The 18,506-nt window shown below is 65.5% G+C and carries 19 protein-coding genes; 4 read left to right on the top strand and 15 right to left on the bottom strand.

From position 1 onward, the window contains the following. Positions 1–70 precede the first annotated feature (70 nt). The 8 genes from murB to IB256_RS05710 form a co-directional block, all read right to left on the bottom strand. A complete protein-coding gene (gene murB / locus IB256_RS05745; protein ID WP_192401595.1) occupies positions 71–1,090 on the bottom strand; it encodes a UDP-N-acetylmuramate dehydrogenase in 1,020 nt (339 codons plus the stop codon). Then, positions 1,087–1,551, bottom strand: coding sequence for a low molecular weight protein-tyrosine-phosphatase (locus IB256_RS05740; protein WP_192290729.1), 465 nt, complete (start codon positions 1,549–1,551; stop codon positions 1,087–1,089). Before IB256_RS05740 ends, murB begins: the two co-directional genes overlap by 4 nt. Continuing rightward, positions 1,551–2,315 carry a 3-deoxy-manno-octulosonate cytidylyltransferase gene (kdsB, locus tag IB256_RS05735; RefSeq protein WP_138214925.1) on the bottom strand — a complete coding sequence of 255 codons (765 nt, stop codon included), beginning with the start codon at positions 2,313–2,315 and terminating at the stop codon, positions 1,551–1,553. Before kdsB ends, IB256_RS05740 begins: the two co-directional genes overlap by 1 nt. Positions 2,316–2,319: 4 nt before the next feature. Next, a complete protein-coding gene (locus IB256_RS05730; RefSeq protein ID WP_081519465.1) occupies positions 2,320–2,505 on the bottom strand; it encodes a Trm112 family protein in 186 nt (61 codons plus the stop codon). A gap of 66 nt (positions 2,506–2,571) precedes the next feature. Further along, on the bottom strand, positions 2,572–3,570 hold the full coding sequence (gene lpxK / locus IB256_RS05725) for a tetraacyldisaccharide 4'-kinase (protein ID WP_192290731.1): 999 nt from the start codon (positions 3,568–3,570) through the stop codon (positions 2,572–2,574). After that, positions 3,570–4,019 (bottom strand): ExbD/TolR family protein, encoded by a 450-nt coding sequence (locus tag IB256_RS05720; RefSeq protein WP_045211644.1) that lies wholly within the window; start codon positions 4,017–4,019, stop codon positions 3,570–3,572. The genes lpxK and IB256_RS05720 overlap by 1 nt, the downstream gene beginning before the upstream one ends. Further along, positions 4,016–4,651 carry a MotA/TolQ/ExbB proton channel family protein gene (locus IB256_RS05715; RefSeq protein ID WP_017519262.1) on the bottom strand — a complete coding sequence of 212 codons (636 nt, stop codon included), beginning with the start codon at positions 4,649–4,651 and terminating at the stop codon, positions 4,016–4,018. Before IB256_RS05715 ends, IB256_RS05720 begins: the two co-directional genes overlap by 4 nt. A 71-nt stretch (positions 4,652–4,722) precedes the next feature. Beyond that, positions 4,723–6,933 (bottom strand): DNA internalization-related competence protein ComEC/Rec2, encoded by a 2,211-nt coding sequence (locus tag IB256_RS05710; RefSeq protein WP_192401630.1) that lies wholly within the window; start codon positions 6,931–6,933, stop codon positions 4,723–4,725. Between the two features lie 152 nt (positions 6,934–7,085). On the opposite strand from IB256_RS05710, the gene IB256_RS05705 reads away from it, so the two are divergent. After that, on the top strand, positions 7,086–7,616 hold the full coding sequence (locus IB256_RS05705) for a DUF2062 domain-containing protein (protein ID WP_192290733.1): 531 nt from the start codon (positions 7,086–7,088) through the stop codon (positions 7,614–7,616). A 160-nt stretch (positions 7,617–7,776) separates the two neighbouring features. Here the strand turns inward: IB256_RS05705 and IB256_RS05700 are convergent, their stop codons facing one another. From IB256_RS05700 to IB256_RS05690, 3 genes are read right to left on the bottom strand one after another with little or no spacing between them, the layout of a single operon-like run. Further along, positions 7,777–9,024 carry a lipoprotein-releasing ABC transporter permease subunit gene (locus tag IB256_RS05700; RefSeq protein WP_192290735.1) on the bottom strand — a complete coding sequence of 416 codons (1,248 nt, stop codon included), beginning with the start codon at positions 9,022–9,024 and terminating at the stop codon, positions 7,777–7,779. Between the two features lie 11 nt (positions 9,025–9,035). Next, a complete protein-coding gene (gene lolD, locus IB256_RS05695) occupies positions 9,036–9,734 on the bottom strand; it encodes a lipoprotein-releasing ABC transporter ATP-binding protein LolD (RefSeq protein ID WP_017519266.1) in 699 nt (232 codons plus the stop codon). Continuing rightward, the gene (locus IB256_RS05690; protein ID WP_192290737.1) at positions 9,727–10,980 is read right to left on the bottom strand and encodes a lipoprotein-releasing ABC transporter permease subunit; all 1,254 of its coding nucleotides are present in this window, start codon (positions 10,978–10,980) and stop codon (positions 9,727–9,729) included. The genes lolD and IB256_RS05690 overlap by 8 nt, the downstream gene beginning before the upstream one ends. A 124-nt stretch (positions 10,981–11,104) precedes the next feature. On the opposite strand from IB256_RS05690, the gene IB256_RS05685 reads away from it, so the two are divergent. From IB256_RS05685 to IB256_RS05675, 3 genes are read left to right on the top strand one after another with little or no spacing between them, the layout of a single operon-like run. Further along, positions 11,105–11,680 carry a PilZ domain-containing protein gene (locus IB256_RS05685; protein ID WP_192290739.1) on the top strand — a complete coding sequence of 192 codons (576 nt, stop codon included), beginning with the start codon at positions 11,105–11,107 and terminating at the stop codon, positions 11,678–11,680. A gap of 14 nt (positions 11,681–11,694) precedes the next feature. After that, on the top strand, positions 11,695–12,009 hold the full coding sequence (locus IB256_RS05680) for a phosphodiesterase (protein WP_192290741.1): 315 nt from the start codon (positions 11,695–11,697) through the stop codon (positions 12,007–12,009). Next, complete coding sequence (locus IB256_RS05675) at positions 12,006–12,728, top strand: glycerophosphodiester phosphodiesterase (protein WP_192290743.1); 723 nt, start codon at positions 12,006–12,008, stop codon at positions 12,726–12,728. Before IB256_RS05680 ends, IB256_RS05675 begins: the two co-directional genes overlap by 4 nt. 42 nt (positions 12,729–12,770) lie before the next feature. Here IB256_RS05675 and sthA read toward each other — a convergent pair whose 3' ends face one another. The 4 genes from sthA to IB256_RS05655 form a co-directional block, all read right to left on the bottom strand. After that, on the bottom strand, positions 12,771–14,165 hold the full coding sequence (sthA, locus tag IB256_RS05670; protein WP_017519271.1) for a Si-specific NAD(P)(+) transhydrogenase: 1,395 nt from the start codon (positions 14,163–14,165) through the stop codon (positions 12,771–12,773). A gap of 210 nt (positions 14,166–14,375) precedes the next feature. Beyond that, positions 14,376–15,389: an FAD:protein FMN transferase gene (locus tag IB256_RS05665; protein WP_192401593.1), complete on the bottom strand. Its 1,014-nt coding sequence runs from the start codon at positions 15,387–15,389 to the stop codon at positions 14,376–14,378. Positions 15,390–15,515: 126 nt separating this feature from the next. Beyond that, complete coding sequence (locus tag IB256_RS05660; RefSeq protein ID WP_192290748.1) at positions 15,516–16,913, bottom strand: amino acid permease; 1,398 nt, start codon at positions 16,911–16,913, stop codon at positions 15,516–15,518. A gap of 108 nt (positions 16,914–17,021) precedes the next feature. Beyond that, positions 17,022–18,488 (bottom strand): glyceraldehyde-3-phosphate dehydrogenase, encoded by a 1,467-nt coding sequence (locus tag IB256_RS05655; RefSeq protein ID WP_081519453.1) that lies wholly within the window; start codon positions 18,486–18,488, stop codon positions 17,022–17,024. Between the last annotated feature and the right edge of the window lie 18 nt (positions 18,489–18,506).

The following is an 18,506-nucleotide window of genomic DNA, read 5'->3' as shown; positions in this document are numbered from 1 at the left end:
ATCCAGCCCGAGGAAGCGGGCACAAAAAAGGGGATGCCAACGGCATCCCCTTCTTCGTTTCCGAAGCACCTCAGTAGAGATTCGGCTCCATCTCCAACTCCACACCGAAGCGCTGGCGGATATCGTCGCGGATGCGCTCAGCCAGTGCATGCAGCTGCGCTCCTGTGGCACCGCCGTAGTTCACCAGCACCAACGCCTGCTGGGCATGTACACCCACCGCACCGTCGCGGAAGCCTTTCCAGCCTGCCTTGTCGATCAGCCAGCCAGCGGCCAGCTTCATCTGGTCATCGCCCTGCGGATAGGCCACCAAGTCACTGTAGCGCTGGCGCAGCACGTCGGTCTGGCCCACCGAAACCACCGGGTTCTTGAAGAAACTACCGGCATTGCCCAGCACCGCCGGGTCCGGAAGCTTCTCGCGGCGGATTGCGCAGATCACTCGCGAGACGTCGGCCGGCGTCGGCGCAGTCACGCCCTCCTCCGCCAGACGCTGGCGCACTGGACCGTAGTCCAGATGCAGTTTCGCGACGCGGCTCAGGGCGAAGCGCACCCGCAGGATCAGCCAACGGCCCGGCTCACGCTTGAAGCGACTTTCGCGGTAGGTAAAGGCGCAGTCCTCGAGGCAGAACTCGCGCAACTCGCCGCTCTCACGGTCCAGCGCGGTCAGGCCGGCGAACACGTCCTTGATTTCGACCCCATACGCGCCGATGTTCTGCATCGGTGCCGCGCCGACAGTGCCGGGAATCAGGCTGAGGTTTTCCAGTCCGCCGAAGCCCTGCGCAAGGGTCCAGCGCACGACGTCATCCCATACCTCGCCAGCTTCCGCCTCGACTACCACGCGCTCGCCGTCGTCGTTGACGACACGCACACCACGGGAAGCCATGCGCAGCACCAGCGCTTCGACGTCACGGGTCAGCAACAGGTTGCTGCCGCCACCGATCACCATCAGCGGCAGGCTCTTTGCGGCGGCGGCGGCGATACCGGCGCGCACCTCGGCATCGTCATGGGCCTGGGCGAACCAGCGCGCCGCGACTTCGACACCGAAGGTGTTATAGGGCTTGAGGGAAATGCGTTCTTGCAGTTGCAGCGTCACAGGCGCCCCTTCACTTCCGTCAGCAGGCCATCGCAGGCCCTTTCCACCAGATCCAGCACGCGCTCGAAACCGTCTTCGCCGCCGTAATACGGATCGGGGACTTCGTCGATTTCCAGCGCGTAGCGACGCAGGAATAGGTCCAGTTCCGCCTTGCCGCTGCTGCCCCGAAGATGCTTGAGGTCGCGCAAGTTGGCGTTGTCCATCGCCAGGACCAGGTCATAGCGGGAGAAGTCAGTGACGTTGACCTGTCGCGCCCGCAGACCCGACAGGTCATAGCCACGGCGCAGCGCAGCGGCGCGGGTACGCGCATCCGGCGCCTTGCCGACGTGCCAATCACCGGTGCCAGCCGAATCGATCTCGATGCGATCCTCGAGGCCTGCTCCGCGGACCTTCTGGCGGAACACGCCTTCGGCGGTCGGCGAGCGGCAGATGTTGCCCAGGCAGACGAACAGGACCTTCATCAGGCCCCCAGGATGCGCCGGACGCGCTCCAGGTCTTCCGGGGTATCGACGCCGGCCTGCGGCGCCTCCAGGGCGTCAGCCACGTGGATACGCACGCCATGCCAGAGCGCGCGCAGCTGCTCCAGGCACTCGGTATCTTCCAGCCAGCACGGGCCCCAGGCCACGAAGTCGCGCAGGAAGCGCGCGCGGTAGGCGTAGATGCCGATGTGGCGGCGGTACGGCACGTTGGCCGGCAGGCTTTCGCGGTCCACCGCGAAGGCGTCGCGCGCCCAGGGCAGCGTGGCGCGGCTGAAGGTCAGGGCCAGGCCGTTCTTGTCGCTGACCACCTTGACGATGTTCGGATTGAACAGCGCGGCCGGGTCATGGATTTCTTCGCACAGGGTGGCAATGCCCGCTTCCGGGTGCGCCGCGAGGTTGGCGGCCACCTGGTCGATGATCGACGGCGGCACCAGAGGCTCGTCGCCCTGCACGTTGACCACGATGGCGTCGTCGGCCAGGCCCAGCGCGTCGGCGACTTCCGCCAGGCGGTCGGTGCCGGAGTTGTGGTCGGCACGGGTCAGCACCACTTGGGCACCGAAGCCCTGGCAGGCGTCGAAGATACGTTGATCGTCGGTGGCGACCACCACCTGGGTGGCCGAGCTCTTGCCGGCCTGCGCCCAGACGTGCTGGATCATCGGCTTGCCGGCGATGTCCTGCAGCGGTTTGCCGGGCAGGCGGGTGGAGGCGAAGCGGGCGGGAATGACGACGGTATAGGCCTGGGTCATGGCGTTACTTGTCCAGACGCTCGTCGACGTTCAGGGTGCGCGCCTCGCCTTCGAGCATCACCGGGATGCCGTCGCGCACCGGGTAGGCCAGGCCGTCGGTCTTGCAGATCAGCTCGGACTTGTCGTCGGTGAGCTTGAGCGGGCCCTTGCACAGCGGACAGGCGAGGATATCGAGGAGTTTCGGGTCCATGGTGCGTTCCTTGAGCTTGAACAGCGAACAATTTGAATGCGGGCGACGCCGGATTGCGACGGCGGATCAGCGGGCGAGCAGGCGCTCGAGCTGAACGTCGAACCAGGCGGCGAAGGCCGGAGACGGCTGCGCTTCGACGGCGAGGTACCACCAGTCGGGCGCGGCGAAGGACCGGCATTTCACCGCGTCCTTCTCGGTCATGACCAGCGGCAGTTCCGGCGTGAAGCGCAGCTGCTCGGCGGTATAGGCCGCATGGTCGGGGAAGGGATGCGGAATCGGCCGCCAGTTTAGCGCCTCGAGCGTTGCGAAGAAACGCTGCGGGTTGCCGATTCCGGCCAGTGCATGCAGCGATTGACCGGCGGGGAAATGCTCGACGCCCCGCCGCTCACCGCTGGCCAGGTTGACCAGGGCAGAAGGTCGCAGGACGAAGGAGAAGGCGCCGGGCGGGTCGGACGGCGAGCCGTTGTGCAGCACGGCGTCGACTTCGGCCAGTCGCTCGGCGGGTTCGCGCAGCGGGCCGGCGGGCAGGCAGCGGCCGTTGCCCAGGCCACGGGCGGCATCGATCAGCACCAGCTCCAGGTCACGGGCCAGGCGATAGTGCTGCAGGCCGTCGTCACAGAGGATCAGGTCCAGCGGCTCTTCGGCCAGCAACGCGCGCACGGCACTGGAGCGGTCCGGATCGATCATCAGCGGCACGCCGCTGCGGCGCACGATCAGCAGCGGCTCGTCGCCCGCCTGGGCCGCCGACTGCTCGGCGCGCACGCGCCAGGGCGTCCGTGGCGGCTTGGCGCCATAGCCACGGCTGACCACGCCAACCTTCAGCCCACGGGCACGGCAGTGTTCGATCAGCCAGAGGATCATCGGTGTCTTGCCGGTGCCGCCCACCGTGATGTTGCCGACCACGATGATCGGTACGGGAGCGCGGTAGGCCGGCCTGGCGCCGGAGAGGAAGTCCTGCCGGCGGCCCTGGGCGACGCGCCGGTAGAGCAGTTCGAGCGGCTTGAGCAGGGCAAGGGCCGGGTGACCCTTGTACCAGGCGTCGAGCAGGCGGTCGGTGAACGCCATCAGGGGGTCTTCTTGTCCGCCCGGGACTCGATGGTGGTGATGCGAAGGTGGGTGAAACCCAGCTTGCCGGCGGCATCCATCGCGGTGACCACGGACTGGTAGTCCACCTTGCCGTCGGCGGTAATCACCACCGGCAGGCTGTTGTCGCCGGCGGATTCACGCTGCATGGCGTTCATCAGGTTTTCCAGGTCATCGCGCGCCAGACTCTGGCCGTTCAGCGCGTAGTGACCTTCGAGGCTGATGGAGATTTCCAGCTGCTTGATCTCGGTGGCTTCGGGCGGCGTGCCGCTGACCGCCTCGGGCAGCTCGACCTTGAGCTGCGACGGCTTGGTGAACGAGGTGGCGACCACGAAGAACAGCAGCAGCACGAAGATCACGTCGATCAGCGACGCCAGGTTGATGAAGACGTCCTCGCGGGCCGCTCCGCCCGCTCTGCGGCGGAATTTCACGCTTTGCCTTCCTCGACGAAGTCGACTTCGCGATCGCCCTGGGTCACTTCCACCAGCTTGATGGCTTCCTGCTCCATGGCGATGACCAGTTCATCGACGCGGCGCAACAGGTAACGATGGAAGAACACTGCCGGGATCGCCACGATCAGGCCGGCCGCGGTGGTGATCAGGGCCTTGGAGATACCGCCAGCGAGCATCGGCGCGTTGGCCATGCCGTCGCCCATGAAGGCGCTGAAGATCTGGATCATGCCGAACACGGTACCCAGCAGGCCGAGCAGCGGCGCCATGGCGGCGATGGTGCCCAGGGCGTTGAGGTAGCGCTCCAGCTCGTGGATGACGCGGGACGCGGCCTCCTCGATGCACTCCTTCATGATCTCGCGACCGTGCTTGGAGTTGGCCAGGCCAGCCGCGAGGATTTCACCCAGCGGGGAAGACGCGCGCAGGTCCTTCAGGGCCTGGCTGTTCATCTTCTTGTCCTTGATCTGCTTCCACACCTGGCCGAGCAGCTGCGGCGGGGCCACACGGCTCAAGCGCAGGGTCCAGAGACGTTCGGCGACGATCGCCATGGCAGCGACGGAGCTCAGCAAGATCGGCAGCATCATCCAGCCGCCAGCTTTGACCAGTTCCCACACAGTGGTGAATCCCCTGAAAAAAAGTGGCGCCACTCTAGCACAGGGGCCGTGGCGAGCCGACCGCCCGAGGCTCAATTTTCCTGCCAGAAATGTGCGCCTTCCCGCACTCCCCGGACCTCGCCATGGGCGCCGAGCATCAGGGTCAGCGCGCCCTGCTCCGCCGTATCCTGAATCCGGATGCCCAGCGCGCGGAAGCGTTCGACGACCGACGGGTGCGGATGGCCATAAGGGTTGTTGGCGCCGCGGGAGATGATCGCCGTCGTTGGCCCGATCGCCCGCAGGAACGCCGACCCGGAGGAGCTGCGGCTGCCGTGGTGCCCAGCCAGCAGCCAGTCGATGCGCTCCCCCGGATGCGCGGCCAGCCACGCCAGCTCGGCGGGTTGTGGCAGGTCGCCGGTAAGCAGGATGCGCTCGCCGTTGGCTTCGATTTCCAGCGCGCAGGAACGGTCGTTGCTTTCCCTGGCGCCCGCCCAGGCCCAGCTGGAGAAGCGAACGCCATCGACCTGCCACTCCTCGATTCCACAGGGACGCGCCTGCAACTCCTCCGGCAGGCGCTCGGGCTCACCGCTGATGACCTGCGCCGGCCGCAACGAGCGCTTCACTGCCACGGCGCCGCCGGCATGGTCGTTATCCGCGTGACTGAGCATCAGCCTATCCAGATGACCGATGCCCAGGCTGCGCAGCGTCGGCACGACCACGCGCTCGCCGATGTCGAATTCGCCGTTGCGCGCCCCAGTGTCGTAAAGCCAGACCTGGCTGCGCGTGCGGATCAGCACCGACAGCCCCTGCCCCACGTCCAGCACGCGGATCTCGGCCATGCCCGGTGCGGGCAACGGGACTGACGGCCAGAACACCGGCACGAACATCGCCAGCCCCAGTGCACGCAATGGGACGCCAGCCGGCGCAAGCAGCAAGAACGCCCCCAGCATCGCCAGCGCCACCGCCCAGGCGGGCGCGGCTACCGGCTGCCAGGCGGGCGCCAGCCCGGCCATCCAGCCCAACAGGCGGAACAGCCACTCCAGCAGGCCGCCCGACACCCAGAGCAGGGCCTCGCCCAGCCAGGGAACGCCAAGCGCCAGACTCCCCAGCAACGCCAGCGGGACGACGACCAACTCGACCCAGGGCACGGCGATCAGGTTGGCGATCACGCCGGAAACGCTCAGCGGCAAACCCAGGGCGATGGACGCCGGCAGCAGACCAACCGCCATCAGCCATTGCGCGCGCAGCCAGGTGCGCCAGGCGGTCCAGCGCCCCAACCGCCCCGAGAAGCCGAAGATCAGCAGCGCCACCGCCGCATAGGACAGCCAGAAGCCCGGCAACAGCACCACCAGCGGCTCGACCAGCAGCACCGCGAGCAAGGCACCGAGCAAGGGCGCCCAAAGCCCGCGATGGCGATAGCGCAGGCGCCACAGCAGGACGATGGAGACCATGACGCAGGCGCGCTGCAGTGGCACCTCGAAGCCAGCCATCAGGCTGTACGCCCAGGCACCGCTTGCAGCCAGCAGGCAGGCACAGGGCAACCACGGGATTCGTGCCGGCCAGCAACCAAAGCGCGCCAGCCCGGCAACCAACGCATAGAGCAGGCCGGCCAGCAGCGAGATGTGCGAGCCGGAGATCACCATCAGGTGCAGGGTTCCGGTGTCCTGCAGGACCTGCCAGTCCGCTGTGGTCAGCCCGGACGCATCGCCCAGCACCAGCGCGGCGAGCGCCCCGGAGCGGCCGTGAGCATCCACCGCGAGCAGTCGTTGCCGCCAGGCTTCGCGCCAGGCGCGCGGGCCGCTGGAACCCACCAGGCGCTGCCCATCCTTCACGCTACCCGTGGCGCCGATGCGCTGGGCGGTGAGCCAGGCTTCGTAATCGAAGCCCGCGCTATTGGCCATGCCGTGGGGGCGCTTGAGCTTCACCGCCAGCCGCCAGCGCTCGCCGCCCTCCACCGGGGGCCCACCGAACCAGGACAGACGCAGCGTGGCAGGGACCTTCGCGCGGGGGCTGGAGACCTCGGCGAGCTGGAAGCGCACCGATGGCCCCGAGCGATCCGGCAGGCCCTCTACCCTGCCCTCCAGCCACAGCGTGCGGCCGTCTAGCTCCGGCGCCAGGCGATCATCCAGCGCCCACTGCGCCGACTGGCAGGCCCAGGCGAAACCGAGCAGGAACAGCCCGACGAAATAGCCGCGGGTGAACAACAACGGCAGCGCGACCACCGCGAGAAGCAGCAGAACCCAGCCGGATGGCAGCGCCGGCATCCAGCGCAGCGCCAGCAACCCCAGGGCCAGCGCGAACATCCCTGTACGAGGCAACGGAGCGACTCCCTGACCCCGGCGCAACCGCCGATCCGATTGGCCTGCGGCGGTTACACACGGACATAGTTGGCAACGAATGACTGTCACCTAGCTAGGCATAATGAGCCGTCGTCCGTCTGCCAGAGATTTCCTCCATGCCGCGCCGAATCTTCAAGCGCTACATGCCCGATCCGGAGAGCATCAGGAACCACAAGGGCCTGCGCTTTCTCGGACCGCTGATCCAGTCGCCCAACCTCTGGCACCTGAATCGCCGCTCGGTGTCCCGCGCCATGGGCATGGGACTGTTCGCCGCGTTCATCCCGATCCCACTGCAGATGCTGCTGGCCGCCTCGCTGGCGGTATGGGTGAGGGCCAACCTGCCGATCTCGGTGGGGCTGGTCTGGCTGACCAACCCGATCACCATGCCGCCGGTGTTCTACTGCACCTACAAGATGGGCGCCTGGGTCATGGGCATTCCGGCGCGCGCCCTGCCCGACCACCTGACCTGGGAATGGATCAGCGGTGAGCTGTCGATGCTCTGGCAGCCGTTCCTGCTGGGCTCGGTGATCTGCGGCATCCTGGTGGGCATCCTCGGCTACCTGCTCACTGAGGGCTACTGGCGCTGGTGGATCGGCCGCAGCTGGCGGCGGCGGCGGGCGCTGCGCAACCTGCAGAACGGCCTGTAGACGCAATCGCCGCCTCGGGCAATCACGGCTTTTCGTGGGAGCGAGTTTGCTCACGAACCATCCTACCGGCGGCTCTGGAGTTGAGTGGGTTCGCGAGCAAGCTCGCTCCTACAGGTACAAAAAAGCCGCCCCAGGGGGCGGCTTTTTCATGGGCCGGTGATCACTCGTACCGAAGCGATTCCGCCGGCTGGGTCGAGGCCGCGCGCCAGGCCGGGTAGAGCGTGGCGAGGAAGCTCATCGACAGCGCCGCGACGCAGATCAGCACGATGTCGCTGATCTGCGGGTCGGACGGCAGGTAGTTGATGAAGTAGATGTCCGAGTTGAACACGTGGGTGCCGGCGACGCGCTCCAGGGTCGAGACAATGGCGGTGACGTTGTACGCCGCCAGCACGCCCAGCACACAGCCGATAACGGTGCCGATCAGGCCGATCACCGTGCCCTGCACCATGAAGATCGCCATGATCTGCTTCGGCGTGGCGCCCAGGGTGCGCAGGATGGCGATGTCCGCGCGCTTGTCGGCCACCACCATGATCAGGGTGGCGATGATGTTGAAGGCGGCGACCGCGACGATCAGCAACAGCAGCAGGCCGATCATGGTCTTTTCCATCTTCATCGCGCTGAACAGGCTGCCCTGGGTGTGGGTCCAGTCCACCGAGCGATAGCCATCGCCCAATTGCCTGGCGATGGCCGCACCGACTTCCGGCGCCTGGAACAGGTCCTTCAGGGCAATGCGCACGCTCTGTACCTGGCCAGGCTGCCAGCGCATCAGGCTGGCGGCGTCGTCTACGTGGATCAGCGCCAGGGTGCTGTCCAGTTCGGCACCGACCTTGAAGATGCCGACCACGTTCAGGCGCTGCATGCGCGGAGTGATACCGCCAGGCGCGGTGCTCGGCTCGGGCACGATCAGCAGCAGACTGTCACCGACGTTGACGTGGAAGCGCCGCGCGGTGATCTCGCCGATGACCACGCCGAACTCGGTGGCCTTGAGGTCGTCGAGGCTGCCGCGAACCATGTGCTGGCCGATGATCGACACCTGGGTTTCCAGCGCCGGATCGACGCCATCGACCTCGATGGGTTGCATCATGCCCTTGTAGGAGAGCATGCCGTCGACTTCGGTGTAGGGCACCGCGCCGACGATCTTCGGGTTCTGCTTGGCCACTTCGGCGACGTGCTGCCAGTTATCCAGCGGGCCGCTGGTCTGCTGCAGCACGGCATGCGGGACCATGCCGAGGATGCGCGAGCGCATTTCCTTCTGGAAGCCGTTCATCACCGAAAGCACCACGATCATGGCCAGCACGCCCAGAGCGAGGCCGATCATCGAGGTCAGGGAGATGAACGAGATGTAGTGGTTGCGTCGCTTGGCACGGGTGTAGCGGGTGCCGATGAAGACGGACAGGGGTCTGAACATTCCGTTATCCCTCAGGCGGCGACCAGCCGGCCCTCCTCCAGGCGCAGCACACGGTCCATCTGCTGGGCGAGGTGAGTGTCGTGGGTCACCACCAGGAAGGCGGTGCGCAGGGACTGCGACAGTTCCAGCATCAGCTCCTGGATGCCGTGGGCGGTGTGCTGGTCGAGGTTGCCGGTAGGCTCGTCGAGCAGTACCAGCTTCGGCGTGTTGACCAGGGCACGGGCGATGGCTACGCGCTGGCGCTCACCACCGGACAGCTCCGACGGCTTGTGGCTCAGGCGATGGCCCAGACCCACGCGCTCCAGCAGCGCAGTGGCACGCTGGCGCGCCTCGGGGATCGGCGTCTTGCCGATCAGCAGCGGCATGCAGACGTTCTCCAGGGCGGTGAACTCGGGCAGCAGGTGGTGGAACTGGTAGACGAAGCCGAGCGCACGGTTGCGCAGCAGGCCGCGTTGTTTCTCGTTCAGCGCCGACAGCTGTTCGCCGGCCAGCCAGACGCTGCCGGTGCTGGGCGTGTCGAGGCCGCCGAGCATGTTCAGCAGGGTGCTCTTGCCCGAGCCGGAGCTGCCGACGATGGCCACGCGCTCGCCGGGCAGCAGCTCCAGTTGCACGCCGGAGAGCACTTCGACCGACTGCGGACCTTCCTCGTAGCGCTTGCCGAGGTCGCGGCAGCTCAGGACGGCCTGGTCGTTGGGGGTCGGCTTACTCATAACGCAGGGCCTCCGCGGGCTGGGTGCGTGCCGCACGCCAGGCCGGATACAAGGTGGCGAAGAAACTCAGGATCAGCGCGGCGCTGCACACCAGGATCACGTCCTCGCTCATCAGCTGCGAGGGCAGGTAATCGATGAAGTAGACGTCCGCGTTGAGGAATTTGTGGCCGAGCAGGCGCTCCAGCAAGGCGATGGCGGAGCTGACATTTAGCGCCGCGAGAACGCCCAGCACGCCGCCGATGAAGGTGCCGATCACGCCGATCACCGTGCCCTGGACCATGAAGGTCGCCATGATCTGCCCCGGCGTAGCGCCCAGGGTACGCAGGATGGCGATATCAGCCTTCTTGTCGGTGACGACCATGACCAGGGTGGAAATGATGTTGAACGCAGCGACCGCGACAATCAGCAGCAGCAACAGGCCGATCATGGATTTCTCCATGCGGATCGCCTGGTACAGGTTGCCGTGGCTGCGGGTCCAGTCGCGGGCGAAGTAGTCGTTGCCCTTCAGGGTGCGGGCGATTTCCCAGGCGGTGCGCGGTGCCTGGAACAGGTCGTCGAGCTTCAGGCGCAGGCCTTCGACCTGGCCTTGCTTGAGGCGGCGCATGCGCGCGGCGTCGTCGATGTGGACCATGGCGACGTAGCCGTCCAGCTCGCCGGCGCCGACATGGAAGGTGCCGACCACGGTAAAGCGCTTCATGCGCGGGAACATGCCGGCCGGGGTGACCGAGACTTCCGGGGCGATGAAGGTGACCTTGTCGCCCAGCTTCACGCCGAGGTTCTTCGCCGCCTTGTCGCCGATGATGATGCCGAACTCGCCAGGCTTGAGGCTGCTGAGCGAACCCTGCTGGAAGAACTGGTCGATGATCGAGACCTTGCTCTCCTCGTTCGGGTCCACGGCGTTGATCAGCACCTTCTGTACCGTGCCGCCGGCGCTGAGCAGGCCCTGCATCTGGATGAAGGGCGCGACTTCCAGCACATTGGGGTGCTGGGTCTTGATCTGCGTGGCGATGCCCTGCCAATCGGAGATCGGCTGGTAGGACTCGACCGTGGCGTGGGGCACCATGCCCAGCACCCGGGTGCGCATCTCGTGGTCGAAGCCGTTCATCACCGAGAGCACCACGATCATCACCACCACGCCCAGCGCGAGGCCGATCATGGAGGTGAGCGAGATGAAGGAAACGAAGTGGCTGCGGCGTTTGGCGCGTGTGTAGCGCGTTCCGATGTAGACGGAAAGGGGTCTGAACATGTGGGGCCGAATGAGAAGGTGAAGAGTGCGTCGGGCGTCAGTTCCATCTGGCGTGCGACTTCCGTGTGGCGAGGCCAGGCAGGCGGCTTTACACTCAGACCATCACTGCTGCCGTGGGTTCGCCATGTCCACTCCAGACGCGGATGACCGCCGCGAATACTATCGTATTGAAGACACGCTCGCATTGGAATTTCGCCCGCTGCGCGAGGACGAAATCCAGTCGGGAGAAGTGCTTCAGGATGATTCCGCGCTGTTCAACCTGCTTAGCGACCTGCACCTGACCGACTTCGAGTCGCAGCACCTGCTGCGCCATATCAACGAGCGAGATCGCCCGTTGGCCAGTTACCTGAAGGTGATGAACAAGCGCATCGACCTGATCGCCCAGGCCCTGACCCAGAGCCTGCTCAGCGAGATCGGCCCGGCGCGCAAGGTCACGCTGTCCGAAGGCGGCATCAATTTCCGCGACGCCCAGCCACTGCCGGTCGGCCAGGATCTGGCGCTGAAGATCGTCCTGCTCCCCCACGGCCTGGGCCTGCTGCTGCGCGCCAAGGTCACCCATTGCCAGCAGCAGCCCGAGGGCGACTACGAGATCGGCACCGAGTTCGAGATGCTCGGCGACGCCCCGCGCCAGTTGCTGGCCCGCCACATCCTCCAGCGCCAGGCATTGGAACGCCGGCAGGCCAAGGCCCGCGAAGAATGAACCCAGGGATATCCATGCGCCATCTGCTGCTCCTGTTGAGCCTTGTCACCCCGCTGCCACTGCTGGCGGATACCATCGAGATACCCGTGGGCAGCCAGGGCGACCCGCACATCGTGCTGCCGGCCCGTGGCGAGAGCCAGAAGGCCGTGCTGGAACGCTTCGGCCTGCCGGACGAGGAGCACCCGGCGGTGGGCAAGCCGCCCATCTCACGCTGGGACTACCGCGAATTCAGCGTCTATTTCGAGAGCGGCGTGGTGGTCGATGCCGTCCGCCAGCACCGCTCGCAAACCCTCAAGGACCTTTCACCGACTCCCAAGGAGCCCCAGTGACTCTGATCTATGGCCATCGCGGCGCCAAAGGCGAAGCACCGGAAAACACCCTGAACAGCTTCCAGCGCTGTCTGGAACATGGCGTGAAGCGCTGCGAACTGGACCTGCACCTGTCCCGCGACGGCGAGCTGATGGTGATCCACGACCCGACGCTCAAGCGCACCACCGGCCGACGCGGCAAGGTCTCCGAGCAACTGGCGGAGGATCTGGTGACCATGGACGCCCGCGTCGGCGGTCCGGGCTGGGTGCGCCCCTGCCCCATCCCGCGCCTGGCGGAGCTGTTCGAGCGCTGCGAGTTCGAGCACTGGCAGCTGGAAGTGAAAAGCGCATCGAAGGATCGGGCTGGCCGCACGGTTCAGGCGATCCACCAGCTGGTAGGCCGTTTCGGCCTGCGCGACCGGATCACCGTGACCTCGAGTTCGCGCACGGTACTGCGCGCACTGGAGGAACTGGCGCCGGAGCTGTCACGCGGGCTGGTGGCCGAATACGCCTGGCTCGACCCGCTGAAGGTCGCCGCGCACTACGGCTGTGATCTGCTGGCGCTGAACTGGATGCTGTGCACCCCGGAGCGCTTGCTGAAAGCGCAGAAGCAGGGGCTGCATGTGTCGGTGTGGACGGTCAACGAGCCGGCGCTGATGCGCCGGCTCGCTGATTTTGGCGTGGATAGCCTGATCACAGACTTTCCCGGTTTGGCCACTGCCACGATCGGGAATCGCTGAGCAGGTTCCCCCCGACCGGCTCAGGCCGCCGGTCGGGGTACTTCAAAAAATCCGGTTCAGGCCGTCGAACGCCGCTACGCGGTAGGCTTCGGCCATGGTCGGATAGTTGAAGGTGGTGTTGACGAAGTACTTCAGGGTGTTCAGTTCGCCCGGCTGGTTCATGATCGCCTGGCCGATGTGGACGATCTCCGAGGCCTGGTCGCCGAAGCAGTGCACACCGAGGATTTCCAGGGTGTCGCGGTGGAACAGGATCTTCAGCATGCCCACCGGCTCGTTGGAGATCTGCGCGCGCGCCATACCCTTGAAGAAGGCCTTGCCCACTTCATAAGGAATCTTCGCCACGGTCAGCTCCTGCTCGTTCTTGCCGATCGAGCTGATCTCCGGAATGGTGTAGATACCGGTCGGCACGTCGTTCACGAAGCGCCAGCCATCGTGCTCGACGATGTTGCCGGCAGCCGAACGACCCTGGTCGTAGGCGGCGCTGGCCAGGCTCGGCCAGCCGATCACGTCACCGGCGGCATAGATGTTCGATACCGAGGTGCGGTAGTTCTCGTCCGTCTCGATCTGCCCGCGGCTGTTGACCTTGATGCCGATGTTCTCAAGGCCCAGGCGGTCAGTGTTGCCGGTGCGGCCGTTGCACCACAGCAAGGCGTCCGCCTTGATCTTCTTGCCCGACTTCAGGTGCAGGATCACCCCATTGTCCAGGCCTTCCACGCGCTCGTAATCCTCATTGTGACGGATCAGCACGTTGTTGTTGCGCAGGTGGTAGCTCAGCGCATCGGAGATTTCGTCGTCGAGGAAGCTCAGCAGTTGGTCACGAGTGTCGATCAGGTCCACCAGCACGCCCAGGCCGCTGAAGATCGAAGCGTACTCGCAGCCGATCACACCGGCTCCGTAGATGATCAGGCGGCGCGGGGTGTGGCTCAGGGACAGGATGGTGTCGCTGTCGTAGACGCGCGGGTGATTGAAGTTGATGTCCGACGGACGATACGGGCGCGAGCCGGTGGCGATGACGAACTGGTCGGCCACCAGGCGCTCGACGGCGCCGCTGGGGGTCACGACTTCAACGGTGCGCTCGTCGACGAAACTGGCGGTGCCGTTGAACATGTCGATGCGGTTGCGCGCGTAGTAGCCGGTGCGCGAGGAGACCTGCTTGGAGATTACCCGCTCGGCGCTTTTCAGCACGTCCGGGAAGGAGAACCAGCGCGGCTCGCCGATCTGGCGGAACATCGGGTTGGTGTTGAACTCGATGATCTGCTTCACCGAGTGACGCAGCGCCTTGGACGGGATGGTGCCCAGGTGCGTGCAGTTGCCGCCGACCACGCGACGGCTGTCCACCACCGCCAGCTTGCGCCCGTACTTGGAGGCGTTCATCGCCGCCCCCTCGCCTGCCGGGCCCGTGCCGAGAATCACCACGTCGTAGTTGTAGACAGCCATGCGTACTCCTTCAGAACAGGCCGGGGCGCTCGCTTGGCGCTCCCGGCAAAACCTCGGCACCACATGCGCCGAGGCGGATCGAAATCATTGGCGCAGCTTAGCCCTGCGGCAAAAGGCTGCACATTAGCGGTTGGTCGGCAGGTAGGCGAATTTTGCCGCCACTACATGCCGTTGCCAGCCTGCGGGCCGCCATCATGCCCGCCGAAGCTTTCATTCAGGCGACGGAAACAGCGCTTCGAAGCGCGTCGTCGCGCGGGTCACGAAGCCCTCGCCCTGACGCACGATGAAGAAGGCCGCCAGCCCATTGTGCTCGGCAAAGGTATAGCCCTCCTCCGGCCCCAGCACCATCAGCAGGGTCGACAGGCCATCGGCGCGCAGAGCCTGGGCTTCCGCCACGGTGACCGCCGCCAGCGCATGCCGGACCGGCGTGCCGGTGCGCGGGTCGAAGGTGTGCGAATAGCGTTGCCCACCCTCCTCGAAATAGTTGCGGTAGTCGCCGGAGGTGGACAGGCCGATGCCATCCAGCGCCACCGAGCGCTCCACCTGCCGCTCGCGCTCGCCGCTGGGCACTTCCAGGGCAATGCGCCACGGCGTGCCATCGGGCTTGCGGCCCACGGCCTTGAGCTCGCCGGTGATTTCCACCAGGTAATCCGCCAGGCCCAGCTCTGCAAGACGCGCACTGACCTGATCCACCGCATAGCCGGCGACGAGGCTGTCAAAGTCCAGTTGCGCATCGACGTCCTTGCACAGCTGATCGCCGTTCAGACCCAGATGCTGATGGCCGACGCGGGTGCGTTCATGCGCTAGCGCGGCGGCATCGGGCACCTTCTCGCTGCGCGACTGCGGGCCGAAGCCCCAGAGGTTCATCAGCGGCTCGACGGTGAGATCGAAGGCGCCGCCGCTCTGTTGCGAAAGCTGTTCGCCGTAGCGCCAGAGCGTCAGCATGTCCGCCGGCAAGGCCATGCAGGTACCGGCTGGCAAGGCGTTGAAGCGGGACACCACGGAGTCGTCGCGGTAGGTGGAGAACTGCTCGTCCAGGCTCGCCAGGATCGTGTCGACCTCGGCCTTGAGCCTGGCTGCGTCCGGCGACTTTCCGGTCGGCACGAACTGCACCGTGTAGCTGCTGCCCATGGTCGGCCCGCCGAAGCGCTCGACGGATTGCCCGCAGCCACTCAGGGCTGCCAGAACCAGTACGATCAACAGGCTTGCACGGGACAAGGTCATCTCCATCAGCCGCCGGGGGCGCGGCGCCGGCATTCTACCGCAAGCACCGGGCGCCACTGTTGCCGCCCTGGCAAAGGTCCATTACCAAAAGAAAACGGGAGCCGAAGCTCCCGTTTCTCAACTGGATCAGGCGCTGGCCTGGCCCGGGGACTTGCGCTTGAACAGGTAGCACACACCCATCAGCACGATCCACACCGGGATCGCGTACACCGACACGTCGATGCCCGGGATCTGCAGCATGATGCCGAGGATGAACACCACGAAGGCCAGGCACAGCCAGTTGCCGTAGGGGTACCACAGCGCTCGGAAGAACGGCTGCACACCCTTGGCCACCATGGCCTTGCGGAACTTCATGTGGGCCAGGCTGATCATCGCCCAGTTGATCACCAGCGCGGCGACCACCAGCGACATCAGCAACTCCAGCGCCTGGTGCGGGATCACGTAGTTGACCACGACACAGGCCAGGGTGATGAAGGCCGAGACGCCGATGGCCAGCAGCGGTACGCCGCGATCATCGACCTTGGCGAAGGCGCGCGGGGCATCGCCCTGCTCGGCCAGGCCGAAGAGCATGCGGCTGTTGCAGTACACGCAGCTGTTGTAGACCGACAGCGCGGCGGTAAGCACCACGAAGTTCAGGATGTGCGCCGCGTACTCGCTGCCCAGCAGCGAGAAGACCTTGACGAACGGGCTGCCGCTGTAGGGATCGCCGGCGCTGTTGATGCTCTGCAGCAGGGCATCCCAGGGGTACAGCGAGAGCAGCACGGCCAGGGCGCCGATGTAGAAGATCAGGATCCGGTAGATGACCTGGTTGATCGCCTTGGGAATGACCTTTTTCGGCTCGGAGGCTTCGGCGGCGGTGATACCGACCAGCTCCAGTCCACCGAAGGAGAACATGATGATCGCCAGGACCATCACCAGGCCCTTCCAGCCATTGGGGAAGAAGCCGCCGTGGGCCCACAGGTTGCTCACCGAGGCCTGCGGACCACCGTTGCCGCTGGCCAGCAGCCAGACGCCGAGCAGGATCATGCCGATGATGGCGACAACCTTGATGATCGCGAACCAGAACTCGGTCTCGCCGAAGGCCTTCACGTTGAACAGGTTGATGGCGTTGATCAAGACGAAGAACACCGCGGCCGTCGCCCAGGTCGGGAAGTCCGGCCACCAGAACTGGATGTACTTGCCGACCGCGGTCAGCTCCGACATGCCCACCAGGATATACAGCACCCAGTAGTTCCAGCCGGACATGAAGCCGGCGAAACCGCCCCAGTACTTGTGCGCGAAGTGGCTGAAGGAGCCGGCAACGGGCTCCTCGACGATCATCTCGCCGAGTTGGCGCATGATCAGGAAGGCGATGAAGCCGCCGATGGCGTAGCCGAGGATCATCGACGGGCCGGCGGATTGCAGCACGCCGGCAGAGCCCAGGAACAGGCCGGTACCGATGGCGCCGCCGAGGGCGATCAGCTGGATGTGGCGGTTCTTCAGACCGCGCTTCAGCTCGCCTTCATGCAGATGTTGTCCATCCATTTGAAGTCTTTCCAGGTTCGGGAATTGGCAGATTTTATTGATGGTTATGGGGGTGCCACTAACGAAAAACGGGAGCCCGAGAGCTCCCGTTTATCTACACCGCCTGAATCAGCGCGGGAAAGCCGGCGGGTTCACGCCAGCCATGTCTTCCATCACGCGGACGACCTGGCAGCTGTAGCCGAACTCGTTGTCGTACCACACGTACAGGACGACGCGGTTGTCGTTGGCGATGGTCGCCTCGGCATCGACGACGCCCGCATGGCGGGAACCGACGAAGTCGGTGGAAACCACTTCCTGGGACGACACGAAGTCGATCTGCTTCTGCAGGTCCGAGTGCATGGCCATCTGGCGCAGGTACTCGTTGATCTCTTCGCGGTTGGTGGCCTTTTCCAGGTTCAGGTTGAGGATGGCCATGGAGACGTTCGGCGTCGGAACGCGGATGGCGTTGCCGGTCAGCTTGCCCTTCAGGACCGGCAGAGCCTTGGCGGCAGCGGTAGCGGCGCCAGTCTCGGTGATCACCATGTTCAGCGGCGCGGCGCGGCCACGACGGCTGCCCTTGTGGAAGTTGTCGATCAGGTTCTGGTCGTTGGTGAACGAGTGAACGGTTTCGACGTGGCCGTTGACGATGCCGTACTGGTCGTTCACAGCCTTGAGCACCGGCACGATGGCGTTGGTGGTGCAGGAAGCGGCGGAAACGATCTTGTCGTCAGCGGTGATGTCGCCATGGTTGATGCCGTGAACGACGTTCTTCAGCGCACCCTTGCCCGGAGCGGTCAGGATCACGCGGTCGATACCCGGGCACTTCAGGTGCTGGCCCAGGCCTTCGGCATCGCGCCACTTGCCGGTGTTGTCGACCAGCAGGGCTTTCTTGATGCCGTACTGGGTGTAGTCGATCGACGCCGGGTCGTTGGAGTAGATCACCTGGATCAGGTTGCCGTTGGCGGTGATGGTGTTGTTTTCTTCATCGATGGTGATGGTGCCGTCGAACGGACCATGCACGGAGTCACGACGCAGCAGGCTGGCGCGCTTGACCAGATCGTTCTCGGCGCCCTTGCGGACGACGATGGCGCGCAGGCGCAGGCCGTCGCCACCACCGGTCTTCTCGATGAGGATTCGGGCCAGCAGGCGGCCGATACGACCGAAGCCGTACAGGACCACGTCGGTGCCTTCGCGGGCGCCGCCGTTCTGCTTGCCGACCACGTCGGCCAGCTCGTCCTTGGTGAACTGCTCGATGCTGCGGCCGTTACCTTCGGTCTTGAACTTGGCAACCATCTTGCCCAGGTCTACCGAAGCTGCGCCCAGCTTGAGCTCGCTCATCGCCTTGAGGATCGGGAAAGTGTCGTGAACCGACAGCCCGCCTTCTTCAGCCAGGCGGTGACGGGCGAAACGGTGCGCTTTGAGGATCGCGATCACCGAACGGTTGATCAGGCCACGGCCGTAGATCGAGGTCACCACGTTGTTGTTACGGTACAGCTGACCGATCAGCGGAATCATGGCTTCCGCGAGGGCTTCACGATCGATCCACTCACCGAGACACTGGTCGGGCTTCTGGGTCACGGGCAATACCTTCCACATGTAGGAGAAGAAAAAAGG

It is taken from the genome of Pseudomonas sp. PDM17 (genome assembly GCF_014851985.1).
Lineage (GTDB): Bacteria > Pseudomonadota > Gammaproteobacteria > Pseudomonadales > Pseudomonadaceae > Pseudomonas.
The sequence above is the reverse complement of the archived record's forward strand: the minus strand, read 5'-3'. Positions and strand labels throughout refer to the sequence as shown.

Bases quoted from the DNA above. Each gene is read 5' to 3' on its own strand.
- IB256_RS05655 (WP_081519453.1), bottom strand. From the start codon at position 18,488: ATGTGGAAGGTATTGCCCGTGACCCAGAAGCCCGACCAGTGTCTCGGT.
- sthA (WP_017519271.1), bottom strand. From the start codon at position 14,165: ATGGCTGTCTACAACTACGACGTGGTGATTCTCGGCACGGGCCCGGCA.
- lolD (WP_017519266.1), bottom strand. From the start codon at position 9,734: ATGAGTAAGCCGACCCCCAACGACCAGGCCGTCCTGAGCTGCCGCGAC.
- IB256_RS05710 (WP_192401630.1), bottom strand. From the start codon at position 6,933: ATGTTCGCGCTGGCCCTGGGGTTGCTGGCGCTGCGCTGGATGCCGGCG.
- IB256_RS05730 (WP_081519465.1), bottom strand. From the start codon at position 2,505: ATGGACCCGAAACTCCTCGATATCCTCGCCTGTCCGCTGTGCAAGGGC.
- IB256_RS05660 (WP_192290748.1), bottom strand. From the start codon at position 16,913: ATGGATGGACAACATCTGCATGAAGGCGAGCTGAAGCGCGGTCTGAAG.
- IB256_RS05690 (WP_192290737.1), bottom strand. From the start codon at position 10,980: ATGTTCAGACCCCTTTCCGTCTACATCGGAACGCGCTACACACGCGCC.
- IB256_RS05685 (WP_192290739.1), top strand. From the start codon at position 11,105: ATGTCCACTCCAGACGCGGATGACCGCCGCGAATACTATCGTATTGAA.
- IB256_RS05740 (WP_192290729.1), bottom strand. From the start codon at position 1,551: ATGAAGGTCCTGTTCGTCTGCCTGGGCAACATCTGCCGCTCGCCGACC.
- kdsB (WP_138214925.1), bottom strand. From the start codon at position 2,315: ATGACCCAGGCCTATACCGTCGTCATTCCCGCCCGCTTCGCCTCCACC.
- IB256_RS05680 (WP_192290741.1), top strand. From the start codon at position 11,695: ATGCGCCATCTGCTGCTCCTGTTGAGCCTTGTCACCCCGCTGCCACTG.
- IB256_RS05665 (WP_192401593.1), bottom strand. From the start codon at position 15,389: ATGACCTTGTCCCGTGCAAGCCTGTTGATCGTACTGGTTCTGGCAGCC.
- IB256_RS05700 (WP_192290735.1), bottom strand. From the start codon at position 9,024: ATGTTCAGACCCCTGTCCGTCTTCATCGGCACCCGCTACACCCGTGCC.
- lpxK (WP_192290731.1), bottom strand. From the start codon at position 3,570: ATGGCGTTCACCGACCGCCTGCTCGACGCCTGGTACAAGGGTCACCCG.
- IB256_RS05705 (WP_192290733.1), top strand. From the start codon at position 7,086: ATGCCGCGCCGAATCTTCAAGCGCTACATGCCCGATCCGGAGAGCATC.